Origin of the sequence: Pseudomonas sp. GD03875 (assembly GCF_029840585.1) — a bacterium.
Taxonomy (GTDB): domain Bacteria; phylum Pseudomonadota; class Gammaproteobacteria; order Pseudomonadales; family Pseudomonadaceae; genus Aquipseudomonas; species Aquipseudomonas paralcaligenes.
Map to the genome: position 1 here is coordinate 182,669 of NZ_JAOCCV010000002.1, position 14,156 is coordinate 196,824.

The window sequence follows — 14,156 nt, forward strand, 5'->3', positions numbered from 1 at the left end:
TGCCTGCCCCTGGATTCCCGCCTGCGCGGGAATGACAGTTCTCGGCAGGAGTCTCCCATACCTCGTCATCCCCGCGCAGGTGGGGATCCAGAAAGGGTCAGGGCACTACGACATCTAACGGGGACATAGCTTTTTTATGGCTATGTCCCCGTTGTTGGTGGCGCAATCCTGATTTTGTGGGGGCGGCTGGGCGGCATTCCGATTGGCCGCGAAATTCGCGGATAAATCCGCTCCCACAAGGCGCGCAACAACTACGAGGACATGGCCTTTTTTAGGGCCTTGCCTCCCTACCAGAGCGAGAGGGTGTAGCTGAGGATCAGGCGGTTCTCGTCCAGGTCGTTGGCGAAGTTGGAGCGGACCGTGGCGTTGCGCCATTTGACGCCGAGGTTCTTCAGCGGGCCGTCCTGGATGACGTAACCGATGTCCGTGTTGCGCTCCCATTCCTTGCCGCTGTTGCCGGCCGCGCCCAGGTCCACGTCGTCGCCGGTGAGGTAGCGGGTCATGAAGGTCAGGCCGGGGATGCCGATGGCGGCGAAGTTGTAGTCGTAGCGCAGCTGCCAGGATTTCTCGTCCTTGTTGGCGAAGTCGCCGATCTGCACGTAGTTCACCAGGAACGGGTCGGTGCCGTTGATGTAGGCGAAGCCGGTGTCGCCGCTCATCTTCTGGTAGCCGAGGCCGAAGGCGTGGCCGCCCAGGCTGTAGGTGAACATGGCGTTGAGGGCCTTGTTGTCGACGTTGGTGTTGCCGTCGTCAGTGGAGCGGGCCCAGCGGATGTCCGATTTCAGCGATTGCTTGTCGGCGATTGGTAGCACGTGCACCAGGTTCAGGTAGTGCTGCTTGTACAGGTCTTCCAGGGCGCCGTAGTGGTAGCTGGTGGTCAGGCTGTCGTTCCACTTGTAGCTCAGGCCGCCGAAGTCGAACTTGTCGGCGGTGACGCCCGCGGCACCGGTGATGTTGCGACGACCGCCGGTGGTCATCAGCATGTCCTCGTAGTCCGAGGAGTCACGCAGGTTGTACTGCTTGAGGCGGCCGGCATCGAAGGTCAGGCCGTCGATTTCCGCGGAGTTGAGTGCGCCGCCGCTGAACACCTGGGGCAGCAGGCGCGAGTCGTTGGCCTGCACCACCGGCAGCTTCGGCATCAGGGTGCCGACCTTGAGCACGCTCTTGGAGATCCGGGCCTTGGCGGTGGCGCCGAAGTCGCCGTAGCTGTCCTGGGCGCGGCCGGTCTCCCGGTCGCGTTGGAGCAGGCCGCTGCCGCTGCGATCGGTGCCGGAGTCCAGTTTCAGGCCCAGGGTGGCGATGGCGTCGAGGCCGAAGCCGACGGTGCCTTCGGTGAAGCCGGATTCGTAGCGCAGCAGGAACCCTTGTGCCCATTCTTCCTGCTTGGATTGGGCCGGTGTCGGGTTGGAGTCCTGGCGCAGGTCTCGGTTGAAGTAGAAGTTGCGCAGCTCAAGGGTGGCCTTGCTGTCTTCCAGGAAGGCCGCCTGAACCAGGCCGGGCAGGGTGAGGCTGGTGCCCAGGGCGGCGAGCGCCACGCCGCGGGCGAGAGGGGACTTGCTCATTCTTATTGTTCCTCTGGTGATGGCGATCCGGTGTGTCCGAATTCGTTGCAGCCTGAAGACTAAAACATTTCGCAAAAATTACTGCTTCTAGACCTTGGTCGAGTCATTCGATCCAGTGCGGGTAATAACCCAGCGTCCTCTGCACCGCTTCATCGTGCGCCGGCACCACCACCAGCGCCGGTTCCTGGCGCATCAGTGCGTGCACCTTCTGCAGTTGTTGGCGGGTCGCGTCGCGGTCGTCGTCGACCATCCTGCGGCTGATCCAGAACTTTTCCTTCGGCCCGGTGAAACCCTCCAGGCGCCAACTGGTGTCGCCGGTGAAGAAGAAGCGCCGGCCGTCATCCAGGGTAAGGAACAGGCCCACCGAGCCCGGGGTGTGGCCGACCATCGGCACCAGGACCAGGCTGCGGTCGCCGAACAGGTCGAGGCTGCGTTCGAAGCCCATGAAGGGCTCGTCGTCGAAGTCGAAGGGCACCCAGCGTATGTCGTGGGCGAACTGGCTGGGCAGTACGGCCGGTGGGACTGCGATGCGGCTGAAGGCGATTTCCTCGTAGGGCGCCCATACCGGCACCTCGGGGAAGTCGACCAGGCCGGAAGCATGGTCCCAGTGGCTGTGGGTGAGGAGGATGCGGTCGACCCGGACCCCGTCGCGATCCAGCTGGTCGCGGACCGGCGTGACCTGGCCGTAGCGCAGCAGCGGTTTGTCGTACCAGGGCATCTCGGACTCGAACTGTTGGTCCACCTGGCGCCCGAGAGAGGTGTCGAGCAGCAGCGTCGCGGCATGGTGTTCGATCAGTACGGCGACGTGGTTGGCGATGGCCTTTTCGGTCCAGGCTCCCCCCTCGATGGTGAAGGCGTCGCGGGTCTCGGTCTCGGCGGTCTTGACCAATGCGAAGCGCAGGCCGGCGGCCTGGCCGGTGCTGCTCAGCGCGATGAGTAGGAAGAGGATGAGGGATCGCATAGGAGAACCTCGAATGTCGGGAGAGGGATAAGTGTCTGTGTAGTCGGTCAGGGCGGGGCGGATATGCGCGTGCCCTTGTTTACGCTGTATGTCTCGAAATTAGACAGACAGGTCTGTATATTTTCAAGCGAAATCTTTCCGTCTGGAGTGGCGACCGCCGCCGCCCGCATAATGTCCGCCACTTGGAGAGACCAGATGGCATCGAGCAAGCGCCAACAATTGATCAGCACCGCCCAGGATCTGTTTGCCCGGGAGGGTTACCACGCCACCGGTATCGACCGCATCCTGGCGGAGTCCGGGGTGGCCAAGATGACCCTGTACAAGCACTTCCGCTCCAAGGACGAGCTGATCCTCGCGGTACTCGAAGAGAGCGAGCGGGATACGCTGGAAAGGCTCGCCCAGCTGCGTGCCGCCCGGCCGTCGCGGGAGGCGCTGCTGCTGACCTTCGACGGCCTGCATGCCTGGATTCACCAGCAGGATTTCTGCGGTTGCAGCTTCATCCATGCGGCCGCGGAGTTTCACGACCGTACGCATCCCATCCATCGCCAGGCCGCCGTGTTCAAGGCGGCCTTCGCCGAACATTTCCGCGAACTGCTGGAGGCGCTGCGGGCTCCGCAGGCGGGTGTCCTGGCCATGCAGCTACAATTCCTTCTCGAAGGTGCCTTGAGCATGGCCCACGTCCAGGGGCCGGGCGACCAGGCCCTGCAGGCCAAGGCCGCCGCCGAGGTGCTGCTGAAAGCCGCTGGTATCTGAGAAGACGGCGACGCAACAGGCTTCGGCGCGCCGAATAGGAGATGCGCCGAAGAACCACTGGTCGGTTCTGTCTCAAATTTTCCCGGAAGCTGCCGTCAAAAAGGCAGTTCTCTTTGCCTGGTACGCCGACATGAACACTCTGGCTTCCCTCTCTCCGTCGCAATCCCGTCCCGCCGGTATCAATACCCTGGCCAATCCGCGCGGCCATGTCGACCCGCAGGGAACCCTGGCCAATCGTCTGGCCAATCGTCTGGGCCTGGAGCCCGGCGCGCTGGATGGCAAGCGCGACGACTTCACGCCCGATAAGGTGGCCGACCGGATCATCGGTTTCATCGAGCAGCGTCTGAAGAGCGAGGCGGCGGCCGGTGCCGATACCTCCAAGCTCGAGGGCCTGCTGGCCCAGGCCCGCGAAGGGGTGGAGAAGGGCTTCGCCGAGGCGCGCAAGATTCTCGATGGCATGGGTGTGCTCAAGGGCAAGGTCGCGGAAGATATCGACGCCACCTACGAAAAGATCCAGAACGGCCTGAAAGGCCTCGAATCCGACTACCTTGCCAAGACGCCGACCGCTGGCGGCAACGCTGTCGCGGTGGCCGCGCGCAGCGAGCGTTTCGCCGCCCAGGCCGAGACCTTCGACATGGAGGTCACCACCCGCGACGGCGACCGCCTGAAAATCTCCATCGCCAGCGCCTCGGCCAACTGGTCGCAGAACAGCGCCACGCTCGCCAGCGATGGCAAGACTTCCACCGGCTCGGTCGAGAGCCGTTCCGGCAGCATGCAGATCGGTGCCTGGCAGGTGCAGGTCGAGGGCGAACTGGACGACGAGGAGCGTGCTGCTCTGGAAGACCTCTTCAAGCAGGTGCAGGACATCTCCAGCGACTTCTACTCCGGCAACCTGAGCGGCGCGTTCGACCGTGCCATGCAGCTGAAGATGGACGGCTCCCAGCTTGCCGCCATGTCGCTCCAGCTGACCCAGACCAGCGTGCGCCAGGCCACCGATGCCTACAGTACCGTCGCCCAGCAGGGTGGCCAGGCCGCCAGCGCGGTGAACGACACTCTGGTCGACTACGCCCGTGGTCTGCTCGATGCGCTGCGTTCCGCCGACAAGGTGTCGGAAGACGCCAGGGGCACGCTGGAGCAATTGCTGGACGGCGGCTTCCGCCTCGACGAGCGCTTCGACACGTCGTTGCTGGAGAAGGCCAAGGAACTCAACAGCCGTCTGCTGGACGGCCTGCAGGGCATGCTCGGCAAGGCGCCGGCGGAGGAGGCCTGAGCGGATGCTAGACTGCGCCTCTGATTCGGTCGGAGCGCTTTCCCATGCCACCTGAATGCCAGCTTTTCGGCACCCTCGGTTGCCACCTCTGCGAGGTGGCGGAAGGGGTGCTGATGCCTCTTGTCGAGCACGGCCTGCTGGTCGAGCTGATCGACATCGCCGAACGCGAGGACTGGGTCGAGCAGTACGGCCTGCGCATTCCCGTGCTGTTGCGCACCGACACCGGCGCCGAACTCGACTGGCCCTTCGACGCCGACCGCGTGGTGGCCTTCCTGCGTTGAATCTTCCCCTCTCTGGCTGCTTGAAATCCTGAACGGCTGATGCGTATTTTGTACGGATCGACAACAAGGATAAGCAGTCATGATTCCCGACGGCAGCAGTACGCTCGCAGAGCGCTTGACCGGAATAGCCGAAATCGAATGTGTCACCGCCGACCTCAACGGGGTGCCCAGGGGCAAGGTGATGACCGCGGAGGGCTTCCTCGAAGGCCGCCGCCTGCAACTGGCGCGGGGCGTGCTGCTGCAGTGCGTCATGGGCGGCTACCCGCCGGCGCGCTTCTACGGCGGCGATGATGGCGACCTGATGCTCAGCGCCTCGGAGGACCGGGTGTTCCGCCTGCCCTGGAGCGAATCGCCGCGTGCCATGGCCATCTGCGATGCCGACGAACTGGATGGGCGCAGCTCCGGGCTTTCCACCCGGGGCCTGCTCAAGCGGGTCGTCGCCGCCTATGCCGAACGGGGCTGGCAGCCGGTGGTGGCCACCGAACTGGAATTCTTCGTCTTCGAGCGCCACCTCGATGCGACCCAGTCGTTCCGGCCTCCTCTGGGCCTGGATGGCAGCCGCGAGAGCGGCTGCTCCGCGTTCAGCGTGTCATCGGGTAACGGCCTGCGGCCGTTCTTCGAGGAGGTCTATCGCTGCATGGCGGCGCTCGGTCTGCCCCGCGATACCTTCATGCACGAGATGGGCGTGAGCCAGTTCGAGATCAACCTGCTGCACGGTGACCCGCTGCTGATGGCGGACCAGACTTTCCTGTTCAAGCACCTGCTGCGCGAAGTCGGGCTCAAGCATGGCCTGGCCGTGGTGTGCATGGCCAAGCCGCTGCCGCACACGCCGGGCAGCTCCATGCACATCCACCAGAGCGTGGTGGAGCAGGGCAGCGGGCGGAACATCTTCAGTGCCGAAGACGGCGAGGCGACGCCGGCCTTCTTCCACTTCATCGGTGGCCAGCAGGCGGCGCTGGCGGATTTCACCCTGCTGTTCGCGCCACATGTGAATTCCTACCAGCGCCTGTGCCATCCCTATGCGTCACCGAACAATGCCTGCTGGTCACACGACAACCGCGCCGCCGGCCTGCGCATTCCGGCCAGCGGGCCGGCGGCGAGGCGGGTGGAGAACCGTCTGCCGGGCGCCGATGCCAATCCTTACCTGGCCATTGCCGCCAGCCTGGCGGCCGGTCTGCATGGCCTGCGTCAGGAACTGGAGCCCGGTGCCGCGATCCAGGGCGAATTCGACGTGCCGCCCGCGCTCAGCCTGCCATGCACCCTCCACGCGGCGTTGCAGCGGCTGCAGGGTAGCGCGCTGGCGCGGCAGTGGTTCGGCGACGAGTTCGTCGATGGCTACTGTGCCAGCAAGAGCATGGAACTGATGAGCTATCTGGACGAGATCACGCCATGGGAAAGGCGTGTGCTGGGCAATCAGGTCTGAGGGGCGACGGCCGCCCCAGGACGGCTAGGAACTATTCGTCCTCGACCCGGCGCGCCTCGCGCTGCAGTTGATAGACGAAGCGCTCGACCTGGCGCTGCTCCAGGCCGCCCATGCGGTGGAAGCGCAGCCCGGCGAAGGTCATGTTGTCCTTCTCCACGTAGTGGGCGTGGCGCAGTTCCGCCGCGAGAGTCATGGCGCCGATCGGCAGCTGGGCGGCGAAGCGCTCGTAGACTTCCCCGGCATGCAGACGGCTGCTGACGTCGCCCGGGAAACGGATGCGGCAACCGGTGGCCGAGATATCCAGCAGCTGGCCTTTCAGGGCCGGTGTGAGGCGGGTGCCGGAAAGCTCGATATTGACCAGCTGGCCCTGAGCGAGCTGGGCGCGGAATGCGTTGCGGCGCTGGTGATAGGTCACGCGCTCCGGCATGTGGCTCCAGTAGCAGCGGGCACCTTCCAGTTCACCGATCTGCACCGGGTCTTCGCAGTCCCAGGCGATGCGTACGCCTTCATGGAAGCCTTCCACGCGGAACGGCTCACCGTTCTGCATGAAGCGTTCGCCATCGTTGGGGACCATTTCATCCAGCGCGATCACGCTGCGTTCGCGATTGACTTCGACCAGATAGCTCTGGAACCGCTGATTGCGGTCCTTGAAAGTGACGACGAGGGGATCACGGCTCTGCTGCAGCAAGCGCAGGTTGGCGATGATTTCCAAGGGCGCGGTGAGCACCTTCGGCGGCTGTGGGCCGTCATCCTCATGAAATGGGTTGGACACGTTCCGGCATTCTCCAGGTACTGCGGCACTAGCATACTGGCATATTGCCGGCATGTCCCCTGTGCTCGTTGTTATGGCTCAGGCCTGGCTGAGCGGGCGTTGCTGCGCGATTCTAGCGGCGCCGCCGCGGCTGTCATAGAGGCCGGGCGTTTCTCCGCCACGAAGAATGCCGAGCACGCTCTTGAGCGATGCCTGGTTGGCGCGGATCAGGCGCCCGTTGCGCTGGTTGGCGTCGCGGCAACTTTCCAGCAGCCGGTTCAGCTCTTCGCTGCGGGCCAGCAGTTCGGCGCCGTCGTCACGGCGGCTGGCCAGTGTCTCCAGGCCGGCGCGATCGGCGCTCAGTTGCTGTGCGGAAAGCAGGCTGGCGCGAGCCGTACCGTGCTGGTCCAGCAAGCCGAGGAGGGGAAGTTTCTCGCCGAGGATCTGTTCCAGGCGCGGCAGGTCGCGCTCGCCCATGGCCTGGAATTCGGTATCGATCAATTCAAGCAGGCGCTGGGCCGTGCCGATATCTTCGATGAACAGGTGCAGCAGGTCGTCGTTTTGCATCGCGGGCTCTGGGGATTGGGCGTCCAACACCCCCAGCGCAGCCCTTGGACTAGCGCTGGGATTCGAAGTCGAGCAGCTTGCCGGCGACGCGCTGGGCATCGACCTGGTAGCTGCCGTCGGCGATGGCCTGCTTCAGTTTCGCGACGCGCTCTTTGTCCACGGTCGGCAGGTCACGCAGCTTGTCGCTCACTTTCTGCAACTGCTGGGCTTCGCGGCTGAGCTGCACGGACTCGCCGGTTTTGCCGGCGGTGGCCTGCTCGCTCGCAACCTGGGGTGCGTTCGGCAGCGTGCTGCTGACGGCCTCGTTGCGGCCGCTGGCCTGGGCATTGCCGGCACGCCCGCTGTTGGCGGGAGAGGAGGCATTGTTCAGCCGGTTGAAGTCGATAACCATGTTGTGAACCTCTGACGGTATCTGGACGCTTGACTGGGTTGTCGGCCGTATCCGTCGAAACTTTAGGGCGCAAATGTGTGCGTCGTTTAACAGTGTAGGAAATCGCCGGGAGTTTGCGCTACAAGAATCGTGCCTACATTTCCACCTCGACCTGCCCGGGGCCTATCACACGAGCTCTGACCACGCGCTGCGAGCTGAGGTTGCGTACGCTGATCTGCTGGCCGAGCGTGCCGGCGGACAAGGCCTCGCCCTGTACCCGCACATTGATCCCGCCGGCGCGCGCGGCAATCACCACCTGGTCGCCGCGGCGCACGCTTTCCGCCAGCTGCAGCATGGCCGGGGTCAGCACCTGGTCCGCCTGCAGCGGTCGCGTCATTTTTCTGCCGATGGCCTGGTCCGGGTCGGCGATATAGCCCCTGCCCAGCAGGCCGATGTCCTGCTCGATCATCGCGATGTCGGCGGGCCCCACGACGCTGTCGCGCTTGAGCGGCGTCTTCAGCACCGCCACCGGTCGGAAGATTCGTACCTGAGCCGGGACGAAGACCGTCCAGGGCGTGCTCCCTTCGCAGCTGACTCTCACGGTGACCCGGCCCACTGGCTGGGCGGGGCTCTCCAGGCGTTGCGTCAAATCGCTGTCGCAGGCCGCCAGGCGCAGCCGGGGGTCGAGGGCGTTGACCTGAATTTCATGGCGTGCGGGGATTTCGCTACGCTCTAGATAATCCTCGACGGTGAATTCAAGAAAGCCTTCGGTGGCGCCGATAAGCTCCTCGGGCAATGTCAGCTGCGCGGCATGAAGCGTGCTGTAGCCGAACAGGCCCAAAGCGGGTAAAACACCGGCAAGAAAGGGGCTTTTGGCCATCATGCGTCGGGAAAGTGTCGTGAGTGCGTTCATGCACCTCACGAAGCAAGGCCCGTGCCGCCTGCTAGGCTTTGGCAGAATGTACGGCGATACGAACGATAAGGAGTCTGCGCATGGCCGGACTATTGGACTCGGTTAACCAGCGTACCCAACTGGTCGGGCAGAACCGCCTCGAGCTCTTGCTGTTCCGTCTGGACGGGCCGCAGCTGTATGGCATCAACGTGTTCAAGGTGAAGGAGGTGCTGCAATGCCCCAAGCTCACCGTGATGCCCAAATCCAGCCGGGTGGTGCGCGGCGTGGCGAATATCCGTGGGGGCACCATCCCGATTCTCGACCTGGCGCTGGCCACCGGCAGAACGGCGCTGGATGACATCCACAACAGTTTCGTGATCATCACCGAGTACAACACCAAGGTGCAGGGTTTCCTGGTGCGTTCGGTGGAGCGCATCGTCAACATGAACTGGGAGGAGATCCATCCGCCACCCAAGGGCACCGGCCGTGACCATTACCTCACCGCGGTCACCCGGGTGGACAAGCAGTTGGTGGAAATCATCGACGTGGAGAAGATCCTCGCCGAGGTGGCGCCCATGTCGGAGTCGATCTCCGAGGGCGTGGTGGACGTGGAGACCCAGGCCCGCGCGGTGTCCAAGCGCGTGCTGATCTGCGACGACTCTTCCGTGGCGCGCAAGCAGGTTTCCCGCTGCCTCGAGAGTGTCGGTGTGGAGGTGGTGGCGCTCAACGACGGCCGCCAGGCCTACGACTACCTGCGCAAGATGGTCGAGGAGGGCAAGAGTCCCGCCCAGGAGTTCCTCATGTTGATCTCCGACATCGAGATGCCGGAGATGGACGGCTACACCCTGACGGCGGAGATTCGCTCCGATCCGAGGATGCAGAACCTCCATGTGATTCTGCATACTTCGCTCTCCGGAGTGTTCAACCAGGCGATGGTGAAGAAGGTCGGCGCGGACGATCTCCTGGCGAAGTTCCGTCCGGACGAACTGGCCTCCCGCGTCGTCGAGCGCATCCGGGTAGCCGATGGGGGCTGAGGGCTAGGCCCTCGGTTGGATCATGTTTGGTGAGGCAGCATTAGTGTCTTCAGGCAATTTGGATTTCGAGCAATTCCGGACCTTCCTGGAAAAGGCCTGCGGCATTCTGCTGGGAAGCAACAAGCAGTACCTGGTTTCCAGCCGTCTCAACAAGCTGATGGAGCAGCAGGGCATCAAGACCCTCGGTGAGCTGGTGCAGAAGATGCAGGCCCAGCCCCGCGGAGGGCTGCGCGAGCAGGTGGTGGATGCCATGACCACCAACGAGACCCTGTGGTTTCGCGATACCTACCCGTTCGAGGTGATGAAGAACCGGGTGCTGCCGGAGCTGATCAAGGCCAATCCCAATCAGCGCCTGCGCATCTGGTCGGCCGCCTGCTCCTCGGGGCAGGAGCCCTTTTCGCTGTCGATGACCATCGACGAATTCGAGCGGACCAATCTCGGGCAGCTCAAGGCCGGGGTGCAGATCGTCGCCACCGACCTTTCCGGCTCCATGCTGGCGAACTGCAAGTCCGGCGAGTACGACAGCCTGGCCATCGGTCGCGGCCTGTCGCAGGAGCGCCTGCAGCGCTACTTCGATGCCAAGGGACCCGCGCGCTGGGCGGTCAAGCCGGCGATCAAGAACCGGGTGGAGTTCCGTGCCCTGAACCTGCTGGAAAGCTATGCGGTGCTTGGCAAGTTCGACGTGGTGTTCTGCCGTAACGTGCTGATCTACTTCTCCGCCGATGTGAAGAAAGACATCCTCACCCGCATCCACGCCACCCTCAAGCCAGGGGGCTACCTGTTCCTCGGGGCGTCGGAAGCGCTGAACGGCCTGCCCGACCTGTATCAGATGGTCCAGTGCAGCCCGGGGATCATCTACAAGGTGAAGTGATTGTGCTCGGATGACACGAACGGAGTGCGTAAGCCTAATGCCAGTCAGTTGAATCGACTGGCATTTTTCGTTCTAGGTGTTTGATCACAGCCAGATTGGTCCTATGTACCCGAACTGATGGTGGATTCAGTGAAACGACTCGGCTGAGCGTTCGTCAGGGCTTCAATGAAACGCCGGATAGGAGCTGACAAAAAAGACCGCCCCAGCGGGGCGGTAAAAGTCTTGGGGTCGATATTCATCAACGAGGAGTAGCGTGTTGATCCCAAGTGGCCAGCGATTGGCAATTCTTTCGTCAGCGAACACCCGCGTTGCGCAGGGCGGTTGGGGTGTACTCGGCGGACGAGGTCTTGAAGCCGAACTCGAGCGGGTCCTGCTCCTCGTTGCGCATGCCCGAGACGATGTAGCGGCCATTGATGAGGTCATACAGCGTCTCGACGCCCAACATGGGTATCTGCTTGTCGTAGAGCGGTGTCATGAAGCCTTCGGCGACTCGCCACAGGGTGCCCCGGGCATCGAAGTGGTCGAGCAGGACAATCTGCCAGGTGTCCTCGTCGATGTACGCGACCCGCTTGGCGTAGATGTGGCGGTCGCCTGCCTTGAGCGATCCCTCGACCACCCAGACCCGATGCAGTTCGTAGCGGGGAAGGTCGGCATTGATATGACCCGGCTTCACGATTTCTGAGTACTTCAGATTGGCCGATTCGAGCTGGAAGTTGTTGTAGGGGATGTACAGCTCTTTCTTGCCCTGGAGCTTCCAGTCGTAGCGGTCCAGTGCCCCGTTGAACATGTCGAGGTTGTCGGAGGTGCGCTGCCCCTCCGAGGCGGGGAAGGGGCCGTCGTAGGAAATCTGTGGCGCACGACGCACACGTCGCTGGCCGGAGTTATAGATCCAGGCCTTGCGAGGTTCCTTGACCTGATCGAGCGTCTCGTGGACGAGTACCACGTCGCCGGCCAGGCGCGCGGGGGCGGTGATCAGTTCCCGGTAATAGAAGAGCACGTTGCCTGGCTTCTCCGGGGCGAAGTCGTTCAGCTGATCCCTGTAGGTGAACTGCTGCTTGAAATGAACCGGCGTGTAGGTGCCATTGGCCGTGGGTGTGGCCTGCACGTAGCTTCTCCGGGCACTGCCACCGCGGTAGCGTGTTCGGTGGTTCCACATCACCTCTATGGCGTTCTGCGGAATCGGGAATGGAATGGCTGTCTCGAAGTCCTTCAGGCCGTCGCCGTTCGAAATCAGTGTGGTGCTGACTGCATTGCGCGCTGCGGCCTTCTGCACATGCTCGGGTACGGTCGCGCTGCGGTGTGCGGGGAAGACATGCATCCGATAGCTCTGCGGGTAACGCTTGAACATTGCGCGCTGCCCGTCGCTGAGCTTGCTGGCGTACTGCTCCTGATTCTCGGCGGTAATCGTGAACAGCGGTTGCTCGTTGGCAAACGGGTTGGCCAGCCGACCGCTCCTGGGGTTGACGCTGGCCGCTGCCTTGTCGAGGCCGCCGGTCCAGGCGGGAATGCTGCCGTCGGCGTTGCCTGATTTCTCGGCGCCAATGGGGGTCAGCGTATCGCCCAGCTTGGCTGCTTCACTGGCAGATACGGCGGCGTGGGCCGTGCAGTGAATGGCGAGGGAAAGGGAGGTGGTCGCAAGGAGCAGGGATTTTGTTTTCATTGTGATGTCACTCGCTCAGAAGGCGACGCCGAAGCTCAAGGCGACGAAGTCACGATCGATGTTGGTGTTGTAGTCACCGCCGAAGAAGTCGGTGTAGGAAAGGTTGGCGCTGTAGGTGTTGAGGATGCTGGCCTCGATACCGAGGCTGATGGCCTTGGCGCCTTCGTTGAAGCCGATTTCGTTTCCATAGCCGCTGACATCGTGGGACCAGGCGAGATTCGGACGCAGGTCGACACCGGGAATGAGGTTGCTGTATTCCCAGATGGCACGGACTCTGTATCCCCAGGAGGTGCTGGTGACGAAGCCATCATCGGTGCAGTTCTGCGGTGTTGCGGCGTTCGAGAGGCTCATGCACAGGCCGTTGTCCGGATATAGCGTCCCTTGGCCGAACGCGGTGGAACGGCCATACCTGAGGCCGCCTCGCCCCTCCAGCCCGCCGACATGAACCACACCGACTTCACCAACCATCGTCAGGCGGTCGGCGCCCATCACCTGATCGAGGAAATGGGTCGCCGTCACCTGTGCCTGCGTTACTTCCTTGCGTCGGTAGCCGGTGATGTCCGAGCCCCCGGCGAACCGCACATCACCGGAAGACAGCACGGGAGACAGTGCGGGAAGGCCGGATGAGGCGAGCACGAGGTCCACGGGGCTGATCTGCACGGGCAAGTTCGGCCTGTAGCTGATTTCGCCGGCCAGTGTCGTGCCGGTCGGTAGCATGGTGCTGACGCTCAGGCCATAGAGCTGGATGTCTTCGGGATACTCGGCGAAGTACTTCGCGCTGCCCAGGTCGCCGGCCGTGGTGGCGCCGACGGTGCCGAAGTACGGCATGCGGCTGTGGTAGTTGATGAAGTAGGCCGCGAACTCGCTGTCCAGTTCGGGGGCGAACCAGCGCAGGGCGGTTCCCCATTGCCCTCCGTCGCGTGCATCATGGTCGCCCGTCCGTGGGATGGTGATGCCCAGCGGTGCAGCCAGGCCAGAGCATCCGTCAGCCATGACATCAGTGGGCGAAAAGAAGGTGCCGCAGTTGTCGATGACGGTCTGGTCCCACTCCAACTGGTAGAAGCCTTCTACGGATACCTCCTCGGTCAGGTTCTGCGAGAGGTAGAGCATGTTGACGGGAATCAGCCCCTCCTTGATCTCGGAGCCAGGCCGGCGGAACGCCGATATATCGACGGGGTTGATCGTGTTTATGCCGCCCTGGATGAACGTGCTTTCACCCCAGCTCACCACCTGCCTGCCCAGGCGTGTCGTACCGGGCAGGTCTCCGAGCAGGTAGTTGTGGTAGGCGAAGGCATCGAGCAATTCCGCGCCCGACGAACGTGCCGCCTCCTTGCGGTTGTGCTCATCGATGTCCTTGAAGAGCCGGCTTTCGTCCTTGAGTTCGAAGTCGTACCAGTACTTGCCCCTGAGGAACACACCGCTCTCGCCGTACTTGAGTTCCAGGTCATGGATGCCCTTGAACACCTTCGAGAAGGTCTCACCCTTCTTGAAGTTGCGCCTGCCATCGTCTGAGGCCGGGTCATGCAGCAGGCTCGGATCGGGATTGCGCAAGCTCCAGCTGGCGCCGATGGCGAGGTTCGAGTCGAGCTGACCCTCGATCTCGCCTATGCGGAAGGTCACTGCCGGCGTCGGGGCGCTGGCGAGCGTTGCGATGGTTAGGACGGTGGCGAGGCGAGCCGGCCGCCATGGCGGTTGCATGCGAGTCATGGATTTCACTACCTCTTGTTATTGTTGTGGCGAAGTCGTACGAGCCTTTTCGCG

At 63.3% G+C, this 14,156-nt stretch carries 14 protein-coding genes; 6 read left to right on the forward strand and 8 right to left on the reverse strand.

Annotated features, from left to right (window positions below; genetic code table 11):
* Positions 1–287: 287 nt before the first annotated feature.
* Together N5D30_RS02340 and N5D30_RS02345 are read right to left on the reverse strand one after the other, a co-directional pair.
* Positions 288–1,562, reverse strand: a complete 1,275-nt coding sequence (locus N5D30_RS02340; RefSeq protein ID WP_279907503.1) for an OprD family porin — start codon at positions 1,560–1,562, stop codon at positions 288–290.
* Positions 1,563–1,665: 103 nt separating this feature from the next.
* Complete coding sequence (locus N5D30_RS02345) at positions 1,666–2,523, reverse strand: MBL fold metallo-hydrolase (protein ID WP_279907504.1); 858 nt, start codon at positions 2,521–2,523, stop codon at positions 1,666–1,668.
* 195 nt (positions 2,524–2,718) lie between these two features.
* Between N5D30_RS02345 and N5D30_RS02350 the strand changes: the two genes are divergently transcribed.
* The 4 genes from N5D30_RS02350 to N5D30_RS02365 all read left to right on the forward strand — a co-directional run bounded on the left by N5D30_RS02350 (position 2,719) and on the right by N5D30_RS02365 (position 6,250).
* A complete protein-coding gene (locus N5D30_RS02350; protein WP_279907505.1) occupies positions 2,719–3,276 on the forward strand; it encodes a TetR/AcrR family transcriptional regulator in 558 nt (185 codons plus the stop codon).
* Positions 3,277–3,406: 130 nt separating this feature from the next.
* Positions 3,407–4,546, forward strand: a complete 1,140-nt coding sequence (locus N5D30_RS02355) for a DUF5610 domain-containing protein (RefSeq protein ID WP_279907506.1) — start codon at positions 3,407–3,409, stop codon at positions 4,544–4,546.
* A 44-nt stretch (positions 4,547–4,590) separates the two neighbouring features.
* Positions 4,591–4,827 (forward strand): glutaredoxin family protein, encoded by a 237-nt coding sequence (locus N5D30_RS02360; RefSeq protein WP_220813453.1) that lies wholly within the window; start codon positions 4,591–4,593, stop codon positions 4,825–4,827.
* A 181-nt stretch (positions 4,828–5,008) separates the two neighbouring features.
* On the forward strand, positions 5,009–6,250 hold the full coding sequence (locus N5D30_RS02365; RefSeq protein ID WP_279907582.1) for a glutamine synthetase family protein: 1,242 nt from the start codon (positions 5,009–5,011) through the stop codon (positions 6,248–6,250).
* A 31-nt stretch (positions 6,251–6,281) separates the two neighbouring features.
* Here N5D30_RS02365 and N5D30_RS02370 read toward each other — a convergent pair whose 3' ends face one another.
* From N5D30_RS02370 to flgA, 4 genes are all read right to left on the reverse strand, one after another.
* Positions 6,282–7,076, reverse strand: coding sequence for a flagellar brake protein (locus tag N5D30_RS02370; protein WP_220813452.1), 795 nt, complete (start codon positions 7,074–7,076; stop codon positions 6,282–6,284).
* Positions 7,077–7,100: 24 nt separating this feature from the next.
* On the reverse strand, positions 7,101–7,568 hold the full coding sequence (gene flgN / locus N5D30_RS02375) for a flagellar export chaperone FlgN (protein WP_279902281.1): 468 nt from the start codon (positions 7,566–7,568) through the stop codon (positions 7,101–7,103).
* A gap of 49 nt (positions 7,569–7,617) precedes the next feature.
* Positions 7,618–7,959: a flagellar biosynthesis anti-sigma factor FlgM gene (gene flgM / locus N5D30_RS02380; protein WP_220813450.1), complete on the reverse strand. Its 342-nt coding sequence runs from the start codon at positions 7,957–7,959 to the stop codon at positions 7,618–7,620.
* 133 nt (positions 7,960–8,092) lie between these two features.
* On the reverse strand, positions 8,093–8,851 hold the full coding sequence (gene flgA, locus N5D30_RS02385) for a flagellar basal body P-ring formation chaperone FlgA (RefSeq protein ID WP_220813449.1): 759 nt from the start codon (positions 8,849–8,851) through the stop codon (positions 8,093–8,095).
* Positions 8,852–8,931: 80 nt separating this feature from the next.
* On the opposite strand from flgA, the gene N5D30_RS02390 reads away from it, so the two are divergent.
* Together N5D30_RS02390 and cheR are read left to right on the forward strand one after the other, a co-directional pair.
* Positions 8,932–9,864: a chemotaxis protein CheV gene (locus N5D30_RS02390; RefSeq protein WP_279907507.1), complete on the forward strand. Its 933-nt coding sequence runs from the start codon at positions 8,932–8,934 to the stop codon at positions 9,862–9,864.
* Positions 9,865–9,907: 43 nt separating this feature from the next.
* Positions 9,908–10,735: a protein-glutamate O-methyltransferase CheR gene (cheR, locus tag N5D30_RS02395; protein WP_279902279.1), complete on the forward strand. Its 828-nt coding sequence runs from the start codon at positions 9,908–9,910 to the stop codon at positions 10,733–10,735.
* A 292-nt stretch (positions 10,736–11,027) separates the two neighbouring features.
* On the opposite strand, the gene N5D30_RS02400 is transcribed toward cheR, so the two are convergent.
* Together N5D30_RS02400 and N5D30_RS02405 are read right to left on the reverse strand one after the other, a co-directional pair.
* A complete protein-coding gene (locus tag N5D30_RS02400) occupies positions 11,028–12,395 on the reverse strand; it encodes a DUF1329 domain-containing protein (RefSeq protein ID WP_279907508.1) in 1,368 nt (455 codons plus the stop codon).
* A gap of 15 nt (positions 12,396–12,410) precedes the next feature.
* Entirely contained in the window at positions 12,411–14,102 is a 1,692-nt protein-coding gene (locus tag N5D30_RS02405) for a DUF1302 domain-containing protein (RefSeq protein WP_279907509.1), read from the reverse strand.
* Positions 14,103–14,156: the final 54 nt, after the last annotated feature.

What these genes read in the sequence shown, in the direction of transcription:
- N5D30_RS02340 (WP_279907503.1), bottom strand. Translation starts at nt 1,562, where the DNA reads ATGAGCAAGTCCCCTCTCGCCCGCGGCGTGGCGCTCGCCGCCCTGGGC.
- N5D30_RS02345 (WP_279907504.1), bottom strand. Translation starts at nt 2,523, where the DNA reads ATGCGATCCCTCATCCTCTTCCTACTCATCGCGCTGAGCAGCACCGGC.
- N5D30_RS02350 (WP_279907505.1), top strand. Translation starts at nt 2,719, where the DNA reads ATGGCATCGAGCAAGCGCCAACAATTGATCAGCACCGCCCAGGATCTG.
- N5D30_RS02355 (WP_279907506.1), top strand. Translation starts at nt 3,407, where the DNA reads ATGAACACTCTGGCTTCCCTCTCTCCGTCGCAATCCCGTCCCGCCGGT.
- N5D30_RS02360 (WP_220813453.1), top strand. Translation starts at nt 4,591, where the DNA reads ATGCCACCTGAATGCCAGCTTTTCGGCACCCTCGGTTGCCACCTCTGC.
- N5D30_RS02365 (WP_279907582.1), top strand. Translation starts at nt 5,009, where the DNA reads ATGACCGCGGAGGGCTTCCTCGAAGGCCGCCGCCTGCAACTGGCGCGG.
- N5D30_RS02370 (WP_220813452.1), bottom strand. Translation starts at nt 7,076, where the DNA reads ATGCCGGCAATATGCCAGTATGCTAGTGCCGCAGTACCTGGAGAATGC.
- flgN (WP_279902281.1), bottom strand. Translation starts at nt 7,568, where the DNA reads ATGCAAAACGACGACCTGCTGCACCTGTTCATCGAAGATATCGGCACG.
- flgM (WP_220813450.1), bottom strand. Translation starts at nt 7,959, where the DNA reads ATGGTTATCGACTTCAACCGGCTGAACAATGCCTCCTCTCCCGCCAAC.
- flgA (WP_220813449.1), bottom strand. Translation starts at nt 8,851, where the DNA reads ATGAACGCACTCACGACACTTTCCCGACGCATGATGGCCAAAAGCCCC.
- N5D30_RS02390 (WP_279907507.1), top strand. Translation starts at nt 8,932, where the DNA reads ATGGCCGGACTATTGGACTCGGTTAACCAGCGTACCCAACTGGTCGGG.
- N5D30_RS02400 (WP_279907508.1), bottom strand. Translation starts at nt 12,395, where the DNA reads ATGAAAACAAAATCCCTGCTCCTTGCGACCACCTCCCTTTCCCTCGCC.
- N5D30_RS02405 (WP_279907509.1), bottom strand. Translation starts at nt 14,102, where the DNA reads ATGACTCGCATGCAACCGCCATGGCGGCCGGCTCGCCTCGCCACCGTC.